The sequence below is a fragment of the Actinoplanes sp. NPDC051859 genome, from assembly GCF_044452725.1.
Lineage (GTDB): Bacteria > Actinomycetota > Actinomycetes > Mycobacteriales > Micromonosporaceae > Actinoplanes.
Genome location: NZ_JBITBX010000004.1, coordinates 435,797 through 451,805, shown reverse-complemented (window position 1 = coordinate 451,805; position 16,009 = coordinate 435,797). Strand labels below are relative to the sequence as shown.

Annotated in this window: 5 protein-coding genes; 2 read left to right on the top strand and 3 right to left on the bottom strand. The window is 68.8% G+C overall.

The window, feature by feature from the left end; all coding sequences use genetic code 11:
* Positions 1–50 precede the first annotated feature (50 nt).
* From ACIA1L_RS13010 to ACIA1L_RS13000, 3 genes are read right to left on the bottom strand one after another with little or no spacing between them, the layout of a single operon-like run.
* The gene (locus ACIA1L_RS13010) at positions 51–1,685 is read right to left on the bottom strand and encodes a DUF2334 domain-containing protein (RefSeq protein ID WP_396072850.1); all 1,635 of its coding nucleotides are present in this window, start codon (positions 1,683–1,685) and stop codon (positions 51–53) included.
* A complete protein-coding gene (gene wecB / locus ACIA1L_RS13005; protein WP_396072849.1) occupies positions 1,685–2,878 on the bottom strand; it encodes a non-hydrolyzing UDP-N-acetylglucosamine 2-epimerase in 1,194 nt (397 codons plus the stop codon). Before wecB ends, ACIA1L_RS13010 begins: the two co-directional genes overlap by 1 nt.
* Before the next feature lie 35 nt (positions 2,879–2,913).
* Entirely contained in the window at positions 2,914–4,296 is a 1,383-nt protein-coding gene (locus ACIA1L_RS13000; protein WP_396072848.1) for a glycosyltransferase family 2 protein, read from the bottom strand.
* A gap of 353 nt (positions 4,297–4,649) precedes the next feature.
* Here ACIA1L_RS13000 and ACIA1L_RS12995 point away from each other — a divergent pair, with 353 nt between their 5' ends.
* Both ACIA1L_RS12995 and ACIA1L_RS12990 read left to right on the top strand, forming a co-directional pair.
* Positions 4,650–5,234 carry a hypothetical protein gene (locus ACIA1L_RS12995; protein ID WP_396072847.1) on the top strand — a complete coding sequence of 195 codons (585 nt, stop codon included), beginning with the start codon at positions 4,650–4,652 and terminating at the stop codon, positions 5,232–5,234.
* 102 nt (positions 5,235–5,336) lie between these two features.
* On the top strand, positions 5,337–15,665 hold the full coding sequence (locus tag ACIA1L_RS12990; protein ID WP_396072846.1) for a LamG-like jellyroll fold domain-containing protein: 10,329 nt from the start codon (positions 5,337–5,339) through the stop codon (positions 15,663–15,665).
* Positions 15,666–16,009 lie beyond the last annotated feature (344 nt).

Sequence of the window (16,009 nt, the reverse complement as noted above, 5' to 3'; positions counted from 1 at the left end):
ACAGCGGCCGCCGCCCTCCAGGGACGACGGCCGCTGCCGATGAAATGCGATCAGTTGGCGACCATCGAGTCACCGGACACGAAGGTGTAACCGGCGCCCTTGATGCCCGGGACAAGCTGCTTCAGGTAGTCCGTGCCCAGGTACGGGTGGTAGAAGAAGCTCGCCACGCCGTCGCGGACGACCAGGTTGCGTTCGGCCGAGGCGACCAGGTCCGACGGGAGCCGGGCCGGGTGGTTGTTGAACGCGGTCGGCTCGACGTTGCCGATGTTCTCCGGGATGATGACCGAACCGTAGACGTCACGCACCGAGTACGGGAAGAACTGCCCGAAGTGGCGGGTGTAGTCGAACTTGCGTCCGGTGAGGACACCCGGGAAGTACAGGCCCCGGTCGTAGCGCTTGCCGATGATCGCGTTGACCGTCTGGTAGTCGACGGCGCTGCCCGCGTAGTGCGGGAACTCGAACGTGCTGGGGATGCCCAGACCGGCGAGGGCGAAGGTCAGACCCGACGCGGCGATCTTGCTGGCGGCGAAGGCGGCCGAGTCGCCGGGGACCGGGCCGTCGTAGATGACGCTGTCCTTGGCGTCCACGTGCGCCATGTAGAACTCGAAGTCGTTCGCGCTCATACCGTCGTACGGGTTGGCGGTGTTGCCGTTCTGGTGCGTGTAGCCGTGCATGAGCAGGGTGCCGCCGCGCTGCTGCATGTAGCGCAGCGCCGAGACGACCTGCGGGCGCTGGAGCAGCGTGTAGTCCTCGGCCTTGCCGTTGTTCTCCACGCCCTTCGGGTTCCGGAAGCGCGGGTAGACGGCGACGCTGAACGGGACCTTCTCGGCGTACAGGTAGTCGGCGATGGCGCGCAGCTCGGCCGGGTCCGAGTCCGGGCCGACGTCCTCGATGCGGGCGAGGGCGCGGTGCCGCTCGCGGGCCACGCCGGTGTCACCCAGCGAGTCGAACAGCAGGTCGGCGAAGGCCAGGTAGCGGTCGTCGTGGGTCACGTACGAGAACGGGATCTCGCCGACGTAGGTGAAGTTGCCGGACTGCACCGCCCACGGGAACGACGAGCCGTCCGCGCGGACCGCGGTTGCCAGCGTCTTCAGCTTGCTCGGGTCGGTGATCGACAGGTTCATGATCCCGGACTTGTTGGTGGTGTCACGGGTGAGCTTGCGACCCTTGTAGTCGACCGTGGCCACGTCGGTCACGTCGAACGCACCGCTGGTGAAGCCGTGCTCGGCGGCGAACTCCGGCCGCGAGGTGAGCTGCCAGATATTGTCGAAGACCCAGGTCACCGGCTTCTTCGTGACGGCGACGTCGTCCAGGAACGCCTTCGGCAGCGCCTCGTCGTAGGTTGAGCCGAGGTAGACCACCGCCGAGTACGCGTCCAGGTCCTTCGACTTGTAGTTCATCACCGGCGAGGCGGTCCACGAGCCGAAGTGCGAGGTCAGGTTGGCGGTCTGGGTGGCGTAGACCTCACCCATCCAGCCGTAGTCGCCCGTGGTGTCGTACAGGACGAGGGTCTTGGCCTTGCCGCCGCCGGGAGCGGCCTTGCCGGACTTCGCAGCGATCGGAGCGACCGGGACAGCGCGCTCCGCCGCGTCGGCCGTGACGACGCCCATGCTGAGCATGGCGGTCGCGGTGAGAGCGGCGCCGGCGCCGACGAACCAGCGGCGGGTGAACTTGGGAACTCGCATCAGAAGGACGCTCCGTACGTGGCAGTGGCGGGGGATTCGAGAGCGGGCATGGGGGACGGCTTCTCGGCGAGTCCGAGCAGGGCGGCGGTGGCCTGCGCGGTGCGGCGGGCGGCGAGACCGTCGCCGTACGGGTTGCCGCCCGCGGTCATCGCGTCGCGGCGGATCCGGCTGTCCAGCAGCTCGGCGGACTCCTTGACGATCAGTTCGGTGTCGGAGCCGACCAGCCGCGCACAGCCGGCGTGCAGCGACTCGACCCGCTCGGTCACGTCCCGCAGCACCAGGGCCGGCACCCGGAACGACGGCGCCTCCTCCTGGATGCCGCCCGAGTCGGTCAGCACCAGGTAGGCCTCGGACAGCAACCGGGCCAGGTCCGGGTACGGCAGCGGGTCGGTGACCGTGACCCGGTCCAGTCCGGCGAGCCCGGCCTCGACCTGCGCGCGGACGGCGGGGTTGGGGTGGCTGGGCAGGATGACGTCGATGTCGGCGTACTTGTCGACCAGCTCGCGGACCGCGGCGAGGATGCGGTCGAGCGGGGCGCCCCACGACTCGCGCCGGTGCGCGGTGACGAGCACCAGTCGGCGGTCCCCGGCGGCGGCGCGGGCGGCCGCGACCTGTGGGTTCTCGAACGGCATCCGGCGGCCGGCGACGGCGAGCGTGGCGTCCACGACGGTGTTGCCGGCGATGAGGACGTCCTGGGTGGGAATGTTTTCGTCCAGCAGGTTCATCGCGGCCAGCGGGGTCGGGGCCAGGTGCAGCGCCGACACCTGGGCGACCAGGCGGCGGTTGGCCTCCTCGGGGAACGGCGAGTCGAGGTCGCCGGAGCGCAGTCCGGCTTCGAGGTGCACGACCGGGATCCGGCGCCAGAACGCGGCGAGCGCGCCGGCCAGGCTGGTGGTGGTGTCGCCCTGGACGATCACCGCGGCCGGGGTGCGGACCGCCCACAGCTCGTCGAGCTCCCGGATCATCGCAGTGAGCAGCTCGGCCTGGCTGCCGGTGCCCCGCTCGACCTGCAGCGTGATGTCCGGCGTCAGGTCGAAGGCGGCGAGCGCCTGGCTGACCATCGTCGGGTGCTGGCCGCTTGCCACCAGGACCGGGGCGAGCAGGCCGGCCTCGCGGAAGGCGAGAACCACCGGGGCGAGCTTGACGGCTTCGGGACGGGTGCCGCCGATCAGATGCACTTCGGGCAGTGACATGTGGGGGGAGCCCTTACTTCGAGGAGGGGGGAGCCTCAGGCGGGGACGGGAACAGGAGCGGGAGCGGTGCTGGGAGCGGGAGCGGGGATTTGCAGTGGTGCTTCGAGCGGCGCTTCGGCGAGCCGCTCGGTCTTGGCCCAGGCCGACCGGCCGGTGGCCTGGCGGCCCAGCGCCCGGTAGGTCGCCACCAGGCCCAGGATCAGGAACACCGGGTACGCGACGGCCGCGGTGAACAGCCGGGAAAGCTTTTCGTCGCGGAGCCGGTGCCGGTGCACCAGCGCCCAGACGAAGCCGGGGAACAGGGTGACGCCGAGCCACACCTCGCCGCTGTAGGCGAGCTGGGACCAGGTCGGCAGGTACGGCATCGGGTGGCCGACCGTCAGGCCGCCGGCGGCGAGGAGGACGCCGCCGACCAGGAAGACCGTCACCAGCGCGTTGAGCCAGGGCGAGACCAGGTAGTGCGTCATCTCGATCAGCGAGGTGACCCCGATCCGCTTCGACACGGCGAGCTTGCGCAGGTAGCCGGCGCACTGCAGGTTGCCCTGCGCCCAGCGGGTGCGCTGGCGAGTGAGCCGCTTCAGGTCGACGACGGCCTGCTGGGTGACCGAGGCGCGGGAGGTGTAGCGGATCCCGACCCCGTCGAGGTGCATGCGCAGGCCCAGTTCGAGGTCCTCGACCAGGCAGGCGGACCAAGGCGCATCGCCCAGGGCCTGCAGCCCGGAGAGCCGGGTGAACTGTCCGTTGCCGCCGAGCCCGACCGTGTCGATGGCGTCGCGCAGGGTCTGACAGGCGTTGACGATCGCGCCGAATTCGAGGTCCTGCACCGCGCCGAGCAGCTTGTCGCGGTTGCGAATGCGGACCTGCACCTGCACGGCACCGATGTTCGTGTCGCGCATCATCCGGGACACCTCGAGCAGGATGTTCTGGCTGCCCTGCCCGTCGCCGTCGATGATGCCGACGACCACCTTGCTGGGGCTGACTCCGGCCTCGGCCGTGCGCTCGGAGATGTAGCGGTACGCCGCGTTCAGCGCCTCGCCCTTGCCCTTGCGCGCTTCGGGCAGTTCCCGGCGCAGCACCTGCAGCCGCGGGTGGTCGATCGCCGCGAGCACCTCGGGCGTCCGGTCGTCGGAACCGTCATCGACCACCAGCACCCGGGCGAGCGTGCCGCCGGGGCCGCCTAGACCGAGCGCGGCACGAACGGTGTTACCGACCACGACCTCTTCGTTCAGCGCCGGAACGATGATCCAGAAGTGCTCGGGCGTGCCGTCGCCGTGCTCGAGGGATTTCGAGACGAGCGCTTTGCGGTGGGAAGCCACGTAGCGCACGGCGAAGCTGACGAGGGCGAGGGTGGAGACCGGCCAGGCGAGCAGGATCGCGTATCCGGTGACCAGCACGAGCCAGCTGTCGGACGCCGTCATTGCCACACCTCTTCCCGTCACCGTTCGTGTCTTGAAGCCAGCGACCCTTGCCGCGTCGCTGGACGTATTAGGACAATATTTGACTACAGAGAGTGCAACAAGGGTCGTGAGCCGAAGTGCTGGCGCGGATTGACCATTTGGGCCATGTCAGACATCTCAGGCGGCGCAAGCAGGACGGAAGCGGATATTTCGGAAGTTCAACGGGGCCTCGGGGTCGCCTCAAGGCCGGATAAAGTCGAGCCATGGGCAGCTGGGCGGATACTCTGAGTAACCTTCTGCCGGGACGCCGGTCCCGTCACGTTCAGTAGCGTCTGCGGTTGGCGGACGCGGTCCCTGCCGGTACTCTCCCCGCCATGCTCGGCGGACGGATGGACAAGCGGCTCATCGGCTCGGCGCGAGGGCGGCACGCCGGCCCTCGCTTCACGCTGCCCGGAGGTCGCCGCGAGCGGCTGATCGCCGGCGGTGTCGCCGGTGCCCTCGTGGCCGGCCTGGCGACCTGGATCTGGTGGCCGGAAGCCGAACTGGACCCGCGGGCGCGGATCTACACCGAAGCGACCGCCTGCCTGCTGACTCCCGCTGTTGGCGTCACCGACAGCCAGGCGGCGCCGGTCTGGGCCGGCATGCAACAGGCCTCTCTCGTCACCCGCGGCAAGGTGCAGTTCCTCGAGGTCGATGGCCCACAGACCGCAGAGAACGCCAAAACGTTCCTGGCGACCCTGGCCGGCGGCGAGTGTGACCTGATTCTCACTGCGGGTGAGGCCCCGAATGCGGCCCTGGCCGGCGCGGCAGCCACCTACCCGAATGCCCAGTTTGTCCTGGTGGGTCGAGGCTCCCCGCAGGGCAATGTGTCCGTTGTGGAAGCGCAGCGTCCAGATCAGGTGAAGTCACAGGTCGAGGCGCGGGTCACTGCCGTCCTGAAGGCCGCCGCCGGCGAGTGATCAACCGAACGGTCAATTTGTTGCCCACGGGTTTGCTTCAGCGTTGATCGATGTCGCAAGATCCTCCCCGCGTTACCGGCACCAACGGGGGAGGAAGCGGCGATGCGCCGTGTCTCAAAGAAGATCGCTGTCGTCACGGCGGTCGTGTTCGGACTGACTGTCGCCGCGCCGGTCGGTGCTGTGCGCGACCCCGAACTGCCGGTTTCCTGGCTCTGGGACTGGGTCGGTCAACGGCCGGCCTGGGCCAAGCCGGACCCCACCGGGCCGAAGCAGACCCAGGGCAAGGGCGGCGTCGACGGCCAGGTTTCCGCCACCGTCACCACCGCTGACGGTGGGGCGGGCCGAGCTCCGAAGCCGGCGCCGAACACGCTGGACGCGTACCAGCCGCACGTGCCGAACGCCGAACGGCAGGTGACCGAGGACGCTGCGCTCGGCTTCGACCCCGCGACCAGCGACCGGGACCCGAGCCGCTCCGATGCCCGGTCCGACGTGTTCAAGAACGAGGACGGCTCGCTCACCGAGAAGACCTACGTTCGGCCGATCAACTTCAAGGCCAAAGACGGCAGCTGGCAGCCGATCGACACCGATCTGGAGAAGCGCGCGGACGGCCGGTTGCACGTCGCCGCCAACAGCCTCGACGCCTCGGTCGCCGCCGCAGTCACCGCACCGAAGGCCGCCGCACCGGCAAGTCCCACCCCCGCTGCCGAGCCGGCCGCGGGCGCGCAGCCGTCAACTCCCGCGCAGCCTGACGCTGCGAAGGCTGAGCCCGCGAAGCCCAGCGGCGCCAAGCTTGCCGAGTTGAAGCTGCCCACCGGCGAGAGCATCGGCTACTGGCTGGACGGCGCCAACCCGGTCGTCCCGACCGTCAAGGGCAGCACCGCCACCTACGCCGGAATCCTCCCGGAGACCGACCTCGAGCTGCAGACCTTCGACGCGGGCATCAAGGAGACGATGGTCCTGAAGTCGCGCTCGGCGGCCAACGTCTGGACCTTCCCGCTGGCCCTGAACGGGCTCACCCCGCGCGTGGACGCGACCGGCAGCATCGAGCTGCGCAACGCCGCGGGCAAGGCCGTCGCCTGGCTGCCCAAGGGCTTTATGCAGGACGCCAAGGTCGACCCGCGCTCGGGCGCGCCGGCCGAGTCGCACGCCGTCACCTACCAGATCATCGACTGGCAGGGCGGCTCGGCGTTGCGGATCGAGGCGGACCGGGCCTGGCTCGACGACCCCGCCCGGGCCTACCCGGTCCGGGTCGACCCGACCGCGACCACCGGCGTCACCGGTGACGTCTACGTCGACACCACCAGCTCCACCGGCAACCAGAACGGCGACAACCTGCCGATCGGCACCTACGACGGCGGCAAGACCAAGGCCCGGTCGTTCATCCACCTGGACGAGTTCGACGACAAGGGCTTCAAGGGCAAGCGGATCACCAAGGCCCAGCTCAAGCTCTACCTGACCTGGACCTTCAGCTGCACGGTCGACCGGGCATTCGACGTTCGCGCGTCGACCGAGAAATGGACCGTGGCCGACCTGACCAAGGGCGGCTGGCCCGGCCCGTCCTACTCCGGGTCCATCGGCTCGCTCACTGTCACCGACCCGGGCGCGGCCTGCAAGAACACCGGTGGCGACCGGACCAAGGGCAAGTGGGTCACCGTCCCGCTCAACGTCGCCACCTTCGACAAGTGGGCCAAGGGCGAACCCAACTACGGCCTGGCGCTGACCGCGTCGGAGAGCGACTCCAACGCCTGGAAGCGCTTCACCTCGGCGAACTTCGACAGCGGCAAGTACAAGCCGGTGCTGGAGCTCACCTACGCCAGCAACATCGCGCCGCAGGTCGACGTGCGCTACCCCGCGAACAACGCGGTCGTCCCGACGCTGACCCCGCAGCTGCTGGTCAAGGGCCACGACGCGGACAACTGGCCCGCCAAGGGGCTCACCTACACCTACACCGTGACCAGCGCGGACGGTAAGACCACCGTCGCCACCTCGCCCGCGGTGACCTCCGCGTGGACCGTCCCGGCCGGCAAGCTGGATTGGAACACCACGTACCTCTACACGATCAAGGCGAACGACACCGTGTCGACCAGCGCGGCGACCACGTCGTACGCGTTCACCACCAGCGTCCCGCAGCCGGTCGTGACCAGTGGCCTTGCCCAGAACGGCGGCAAGGGCTTCGACGCGAGCAACGGCAACTACACCACCTCGGCCACCGACGCGAGCGTCACCACCGTTGGCCCCTCGCTGGCGATCACCCGTAACTACAACAGCCTGGACACCCGGCGCGACACCGCGTTCGGGGCGGGCTGGTCGAGCATCCTCGACGCCAAGGCCACCCAGGTTCCCGACGCTGCGGGCGTTGTCCAGTCGGTGCGGGTCACCTATCCGACCGGCGAGGAGGTTGCGTTCGGGCGTTCCGGAAACGGCGCGTTCGTGCCGCCGGCCGGCCGCTTCGCCACCTTCGCGGAGACCAAGAGCGGGACCACGGTCACGGGCTACACGCTGACCGACAAGCAGGCGACCGTCTACACCTTCGGCCGCGGCGCCGCTGGCGGCGTGTTCCGGCTGACGGCGATCACCGACGCCAACGGCCGCAAGCTGTCCCTCGAGTACGCCGCAGACGGCAATCCGTCGACGCTGACCAGCGCCTCCGGCCGCAAGCTCACCGTGCAGTGGTCGACTCCGGCCGGGGCGAGCGCGCCGCACGTCTCCGCCGTGGCGACCGACCGGCTCGACGCCGCGAACCCGGACTCGGCGAACACCTGGACCTACGGTTACGAGAACGGCGACCGGCTCAGCACGGTGTGCCAGCCGGACAACAACACCCAGTGCTGGAAGTACGGCTACACGACCACCTCGCAGTACCGCAACACCGTGCTCAACCTCGACCCCGAGTCGTACTGGCCGCTCGGGGACCCGGACGGTTCGGCGGCGAGCAGCGCTGTGCTGTCGAACGCGGGCATGGACACCGCGCGGTACAACGCGGTCGCCCTCGGCCAGCCCGGCCCGCTGCCCGGCAGTGCGGCCTCGGCGGCCGGCTTCAACGGCACCAGCTCGTACGTGCAGCTGCCGAGCAACCTGCTCGCCGGCGGCCAGTACCAGTCCGTCAGCATGTGGTTCAAGACGGCGACGCCCGGCGGCGTGCTGTTCAGCTACAACGGCGACCCGATGAGCAAGGGCACCACGACCGGTGACTACACGCCGGCGCTGTACATCGACAAGTTCGGCAAGCTGCGGTCCGAGCTGTGGACCGGCTCGGCCACCACCGCGCTGAACTCGAACACCGTGGTCACCGACGACAAGTGGCACCACGTCGTCCTGGCGGGCGCAGGCAACACCCAGACGCTCTACCTGGACGGCGTCGCCAAGGGTTCGCTGAACGGCACCATCTACCTCGCCACCTCCGCCAGTGGCGCCAACATCAACATCGGCGCCGGGTACGTGGGCGGCGGCTGGCCGGACCACGCCAACACCGGCGTCTCCCCGGCGAAGGCCACCTTCTTCAAGGGCGCCATCTCGGACGTCGCGTTCTTCAACCAGACCCTCGACAGCACCCGGGCGGCCTTGCTGAACCGGACCGGCCGGGCCGAGCAGCCCGTGCTCGACGCCGTGCTCCGGCCCAGCGGCGGCGTCACCGCTCGCGTCGGCTACAACAAGACGACCGGCCGTACGGATGCCGTCATCGACGAGAACGGCGGCACCTGGAAGCTGGACCAGCCGACGGTCGCGGGCAGCAGCCGCGTCTACGCGGCGGCGGTCCTCGGCGCCCGCCCGCAGGACTACTGGCGGCTCGGCGACAACGAGGTGACCGACGCGGTCAATGAGGTCGCCGGCGGCACCGCCACCTACAACAACGTCACGCTGAACGCGGCGGGTCCGTTCCCGGACGCGACGGCGGCCCAGTTCGACGGCTCGACGTCGTTCGTCTCGCTGCCGCCAGAGGACATCCCGACGGGTGGCCCGCACTCGGCCGAACTGTGGTTCAAGATGCCGGCTGGCAACACCAAGGGCGGCGTGCTGTTCGGCTACCAGGCGCCAGCACTCGACGAGCCGAACCCGACGGAGTGGGTCCCCGCCCTCTACGTCGGCACCGACGGCAAGCTGCGCGGCCAGTTCTGGGACAGCACCGGCGTGAACCCGATGACCGCCCCTACCGCGGTCAACGACGGCAAGTGGCACCACGTGGCACTGACCGCGACGACCAACGCACAGGCGCTCTACCTGGACGGCGTCGTGGTCGCCGGCCGGGCCGGCAACCTCATGGCCACCGGTGCCACCAGCGCCTACCTCGGCACGGGCCGGTGGGCCGGCGGCTGGCCCGCCCACGGCACCACCGACACCGGCTGGTTCCCGGGCGCCATCGCGGACTTCGCCTTCTACCAGTCGGCGCTCAACGGCGCGCAGGTCGGCGAGCACTTCGCCACGGTCAAGCGGACTGCGCCGGTTGCCATGACGATGATCGCCGGGGTCGCGAAGGCCGTTCCGATGCCGGTCTCCCAGGTCACCGTCACCACGCCCACCGGTGCGAAGCAGACGTCCAGCTTCGACCTGGTCAACGGCAACCGGATCGTCGCGCAGACCGACGAGCTGGGCAACACCACCCGCTTCGGCTACGACGTCGGCGGCTTCTCCAGCATGGTGTACGACCCGAACGGTGTGCTGACTCAAACCCTCCAGGACGCCCGCGGCAACACCAAGCAGTCGATCACCTGCCAGGACCAGAGCGCCAACAAGTGCTCGTCGGTGTACTTCACCTACTTCCCCGACGCCACCAGCAGCACGCTCGCGCCGAACCCGAAGAACGACCTGCTGCTCACCGTCCGGGACGGCCGGTCCGCGTCGGCGACCGACGACACGTACCTGACCAGCAACGCCTACGACGACAAGGGCAACCTGACGTCGGTCACGGACCCGCTCAAGCGGGTCACCCGGACTTCCTTCACGGATGCCGCCACCGTGGCGGCCGACGGCGGGACCCCGCCGCCCGGCCTGCCCACCAAGATGGTGACGCCGGCGGGAGCCGAGCAGACGGTTACCTATTTCAAGTCGGGCGACGTCGCCCAGGTGACCGAGACCAACGGCAAGATCACCAAGTTCGCGTACGACGCCCTCGGCCAGGTCCGCACTCAGACCGAGGTCACCGAGGCCAACCCGGCCGGCGTGGTCACCTCGTTCACCTACGACCGGATGGGCCGCGAGGTCACCCAAACCGACCCGCCGTCGACCAACCGCGTCACCGGCGCCGTGCACACCCTGGTCGCCACCTCGAAGTACGACGTGGACGGCAACCCGCTCGAGGTCACCCGGGCCGACGCCACCGGCGGGGACGCCGCCCGGACCGAGCGGCACGGCTACGACGAGTTCGGCCGGGAGACCAGCTACACCACGGCCGGCGGTGCGACGACCCGGTTCACCTACGACAGCTCCGGCCGGATGGTCGACCAGACCGGCCCCGACGGGCAGACCACCCGCAGCGAGTACGACACCGCCGGCAACCTGCTCCGCTCGATCCTCGTCGGCTGGAAGGGCGAATCCGGCGACGCAGAGCCGCGCGACCTCGTGGTGGCCCGCAGCTCGTACGACCCCGCGGGCCGGCTCGCCACCGAGACCGACGCGATGGGCTGGACCACCACCCACACGTACACGGACAACGGCCTTGAGGCCGAGGTCAGCCGCACCGACGGCACCGAGACGTTCGTGCTGACCGCCAAGAAGTACGACGCGGCCGGCAACGTCATCGAGGAGACCGCCAACAACGGCGTCACCAGGGTCACCCATGCCTACGACGCCGCCGGACGCGAGACCAGCACGGTCCACGACCCGGACGGCGCGAAGCGGACCACTCAGCTCAGTTACAACCTCGACGACCACGTGGTTGCGAGCACGCTGAAGGACGCCTCGGGCTCGGTCCTGTCCAAGATGGAGGCACTCGTCGACCCGGCCGGCCGGACGCTGGCCGAGACGACGTACCTGTCGGAGGGCACCGAAGGCACTGCCCCGGCCGGCCGCTGGCGTTTCGCCGGCTCGGTGTCGCCCGCCGCTGACACGGCGGGCAACAGCCCGGCCACCTCGACCGGCGGCGTGACCCACAGCGACGAGCGCGGCGGCTCGGCGGTCTTCGCCGGCACGGGACAGCTGCTCACCGCCGGCACGGTCCTCGACACCTCGCGCAGTTTCAGCGTGTCGGCCTGGTTGAAGCTCACCGACAAGGACCGCCTCTACCGCGCGGTCTCCGCCGGCAGCGTCGAGCAGTCCCCGTTCGACCTGTCCTACGACAAGGACAGCGACCGCTGGCGCTTCATGGTCGTCGGCACGGACGTGCCCAACACCGGCGCCGCCACGGAGGCGCTGTCCACCTCGGTGCCCCAAGCGGGCCAGTGGACTCACCTCGTCGGCACGTACGACGCTGCGGCGGGCAGCAGCAAGCTCTACGTCGACGGCAAGCTCGAAGGCACCCACCCGGCCAAGGCGTTCAAGGGCAGCGGCCCGATGGTCATCGGCGCCGGCATGTGGAACTCCGCCTACGGCAACGAGTTCAAGGGCGCGATCAGCGACGTCCAGGTCTACCAGCAAGCGCTCAGCGCCGGCGAGGCTGCGGACGTGCATTCCGGGGCGCTGCCCGCGGGTGGTCCAAAGCTCAGCCGCACCAGCTACGTGTACGACGAGGACGACAACGTCGTCGCGGCGACCGACCCGAACGGCAACACCTCGTACGTCGCGTACGACGAGGACGGCAACCCGGTGAAGTCGACGGCACCCGCCGCCAAGGCGGAGACCGTCAACGGTGCCACGGTCGCCAACGCGGTGAGCTGGACCGGCTACAACACCTTCGGCGAGGTCACCGACACCAAGGACGCCCTCGGCAACTGGTCGGTGACCCACTACGACGCGGACGGCCGCCCCGTCCGGCAGCGGATGCCCGAGTACACCGCGCCGGGGTCCACGACCCCGGTCACCGCCGAGATCAACCGGACCTACCACCCGGGTGGTGAGCTCGCGACCGTCGCCGACCCGTTCGGCAACGTCACCCGCTACGAGTACGACCAGCTCGACCGCTTGACCAAGACCACGACCGCGGACGACGGCGTTACTCGGTACAGCTACGACCTCACCGGTGACCTGCTCTCCGTGACCGACCCGACCGGCGCGGTCTCCAGCGCCACCTGGGACTACCTCGGCCGGCGGGTCACCTCGACCGACGTGATCCGGCAGGACGCGACATCCGCCACCACCAGCTTCAAGTACGGCCGCGGCGGCTGGCTCGCCGAGGTCACCTCGGCCACCGGTGTCAAGACCAGCACCACGTACAACGACCTGGGCGAACCGGTCACCGTCCAGGACGGCGCCCGCAACGTCACCAAGATGACGTACGACGGTGCCGGTCGTGCGGTGAAGACCACCATGCCGGACAACACCTACCGCACCACCAAGTACGACATGGGCGGCCGGCCGCTGCGGTCGGCCTCCTACGACGCGGCCGACCAGCTGCTGCAGAGCGAGTCCACGGAATACGACGCGGCGGGCAACGCGGTCGCCACCATCGACGGCCGCAAGACCCGGACCACCTTCGAGTACGACGCCACCGGCCTGCTGGTTAAGGAGCGGCAGCCGATCAGCGGCTCCGACGCCATCGAGACCAGCTTCGGCTACGACCTCGAAGGCAACCGGACCCGGTTCACCGACGGGCGCGGCAACGCTTTCTGGACGACGTACAACTCGTGGGGCCTGACCGAGTCGCAGATCGAACCGGCGACGGCGGCCCACCCGCAGGCGGCGGACCGCACCTTCACCTTCGCCTACGACAAGGCCGGCCGGGTGGCGAAGCAGTCGCTGCCGGGCGGGGTCACCATCAGCAACGAGTACGACCTGATGGGTCAGCTCAAGAAGCAGAGCGGCCAGGGTGCCGAGGCCACCACCGAAGATCGGACCTTCGAGTACGACCGCGGCGGCCGGCTGACGAAGTTCGCCAACGCCACTGGCAGCAACGAGATCGGCTACGACGACCGCGGGCTGGCTCGCAGCATCACCGGGTCGTCCGGCACCTCGGAGTTCCGCTACAACGGCGACGGCGCACTCACCAGCCGCACCGACGCCGCCGGCACCACCGCGTACGGCTACGACGGGGCCGGCCGGCTGAACAAGCTCGTCAACTCCGGCAAGGGTGTCGACCAGACGTACGCGTACAACTCGCTGTCCCTAGTCGACAAGATCACCTACAGCGGCGGCAACAGCCGCAAGTTCGCCTACGACGGCCTCAAGCGACTCACCGGCGACGAACTCAAGACGGCCGGCGGCGCCTCGGTCGCGAAGATCGAATACGGCTGGAACGACAACGACGACCTGACGTCGAAGAAGACCACCAACTTCGGCGACGGCACGACGATCACCAACACCTACGACTACGACCTGGCCGACCGGCTCACCTCGTGGAACAACGGCACCACCACCACGGCGTACGCCTACGACAAGTCCGGTAACCGGCTGCAGAACGGCAGCAAGACGTTCACGTACGACGCCCGCAACCGCCTGCTCACCGGCGACGGCGCCATGTACAACTACACCCCGCGCGGCACGCTCCGCTCGTCCGGCCCGCAGCAGACGAAGGCCGACGCCTACGGCCAGGTCATCACGCAGGGCGCGGTGGGCGGCGCCGACCAGACCTACAAGTACGACGCCCTGGGTCGGGTCATCCGCGACGGGTTCGCCTACTCCGGCCTCGACAACGACCTCGCCGGCGACGGCACCGCCACCTACGTCCGCGGCGCGGCGGAAGAGGTGATCGCCCAGCAGTCCGGCGGCGTCACCACCCAGACCTGGACCGACCTGCACGACGACGTAGTCGGCCAGTTCACCGCCACCGGCACGACGTTGGCCGCCTCCACGGTCTACGACCCGCTGGGCAAGGTCATCGCCAAGAACGGCTCGACCGGCAACCTCGGCTACCAGTCGGAATGGACCGACAACACGACCAGCCGCGTCAACATGATGGCCCGCTGGTACAACACCGACACCGGCCAGTTCGACACCCGCGACACGGCCTCCAACAACCCGGCCCCCGACTCGATCAACGCCAACCGTTACCAGTACGGCGACGCGAACCCGATGACGGTCACCGACCCCACCGGCCACTGGGGCATCCCCAACTTCATCAAGAAGGCCGCCAGCTCGGTAACTTCCACCTTCACCTCGGCCGTCAACACGACCACCTCGTTCGTGTCGTCGACGTACCGCTCGGTGTCGAACTACACCACGGCCAAGATCAGCTCGGCCAAGTCGTACGTGAAGAAGAAGGTCCAGTCGGCCGGCAGGCAGTGGAACTCCTTCAAGAAGCAGGTCGCGAAGAAGTGGAACCAGGGCGTCTCGAAGGTCAAGCGCGGCTGGAACAAGACCGTTGCCTCGGTCAAGAAGCACACCAAGAAATGGGTGAAAAAGGCTTACCACAAGGTCAAGGAAATCAAGAAGAAGATCGTCAAGAAGGTCAAACAGGCCGGTAAGGCGGTCGTTGCCAAGGCCAAGCGCGTCGTCAAGCAGACGGTCACCGTCGTCAAGGACGCCGCCAAGGCCACCGGCAAGTTCATCGTCGAACACAAGGACGCCATCCTCGAGGTAGCCGCCATCGGCGGCGCCATCCTCGCCGGCGTCGCCTGCACGGCGGTCACGGCCGGTGTCGGCGCGGTGGCCTGCATGGTCGGCGCGGGCGCCCTGATCAACCTTGCGAAGGACGCTGCCCAGGGCGACATCCACAACATCGGCGACGCCCTCGGCTCGATGGGCACCGGCGCCCTCTCCGGCCTGGCCGGCGGCGCCGGCGGCATGATCGCCGGCAAGGTCGGCACGATGATCGCCGGCAAGGTCGGCACCGGCGTGGTCGGCCGCCTCGCCACCGAAGCCGCCGAAAACGGCGTCAGCGAAGTGGTCACCCAGGCGGTCACCACCGGGCGCGTCGACGTCAAGTCGGCAGTCCTGGGGGTTGTACCCGGCCTCGGCGCCGTCAGCCGCAAGTCCAAGGGCGCTGGGCGCGCACTCGACTCCCCGTCCCAGGCTGGTCCTTATCGCGGGGCCTCCCAAGCGTCGCCCGGCGGGCAAGACGGTCCGGCAGTATCCGTGCGGCAGGTCAAACGCTCTCTAGGGCAAGCAGGCATGAGTGTCAGGAAGTACGACATCGAGCATGTTCCCGTCATCGAACAGGCCGATGGCGGCCGAGCGTTCGGGAACAGTCCGCATGTCGATGGCGCTCCGATGCGAGGTAAGCGGGGCAGGCCTCTGATTCAGATTTCCGACATGGCGCTTGCCAGCATGGATGAGGCCGTCGCCACGGTGTTCCATGAGATCTATCATCACCAGACTCGAGGTGAGCTGGACCGTGAGGACCAGGCTGAGGAGTACGGTCAGCGCAAGAAGGACGAATACATCAGAAGGACACGCCGCCAATGAGTGCGCATCAGATGGTTCGCTATGACGCTAGTGACGTCACCAAGCTGGCAAAGAATCGGCCCTTTCGTGAAGAGCCTGTAGAACGCCTGTGCCCTGTCTGTGGGCACCGTTCCGTTCGCACCTACATGTATCGCTCTACCCGGCGTGCGCGCAGCTTAGTGAGCTACACGTGGTGTGCAGCCTGTCGGCGCTTCGCAGGGTCGACGGGGGCGCATGTCCCCGAGTTCGACTTTACCGATCCCTGGGCGGCGTTGAGTCAGGACGAGCGTTCTCGGTGGGAGGGGTCAGCAGACTTCTTCAAAGACTTGGATCGAGCCTGGCAGGATGGGCGCTTGCCGCAAAGT

Coding starts and splice junctions, on each gene's coding strand:
- ACIA1L_RS12990 (WP_396072846.1), top strand. CDS start 5,337: ATGCGCCGTGTCTCAAAGAAGATCGCTGTCGTCACGGCGGTCGTGTTC.
- ACIA1L_RS13000 (WP_396072848.1), bottom strand. CDS start 4,296: ATGACGGCGTCCGACAGCTGGCTCGTGCTGGTCACCGGATACGCGATC.
- ACIA1L_RS12995 (WP_396072847.1), top strand. CDS start 4,650: ATGCTCGGCGGACGGATGGACAAGCGGCTCATCGGCTCGGCGCGAGGG.
- wecB (WP_396072849.1), bottom strand. CDS start 2,878: ATGTCACTGCCCGAAGTGCATCTGATCGGCGGCACCCGTCCCGAAGCC.
- ACIA1L_RS13010 (WP_396072850.1), bottom strand. CDS start 1,685: ATGCGAGTTCCCAAGTTCACCCGCCGCTGGTTCGTCGGCGCCGGCGCC.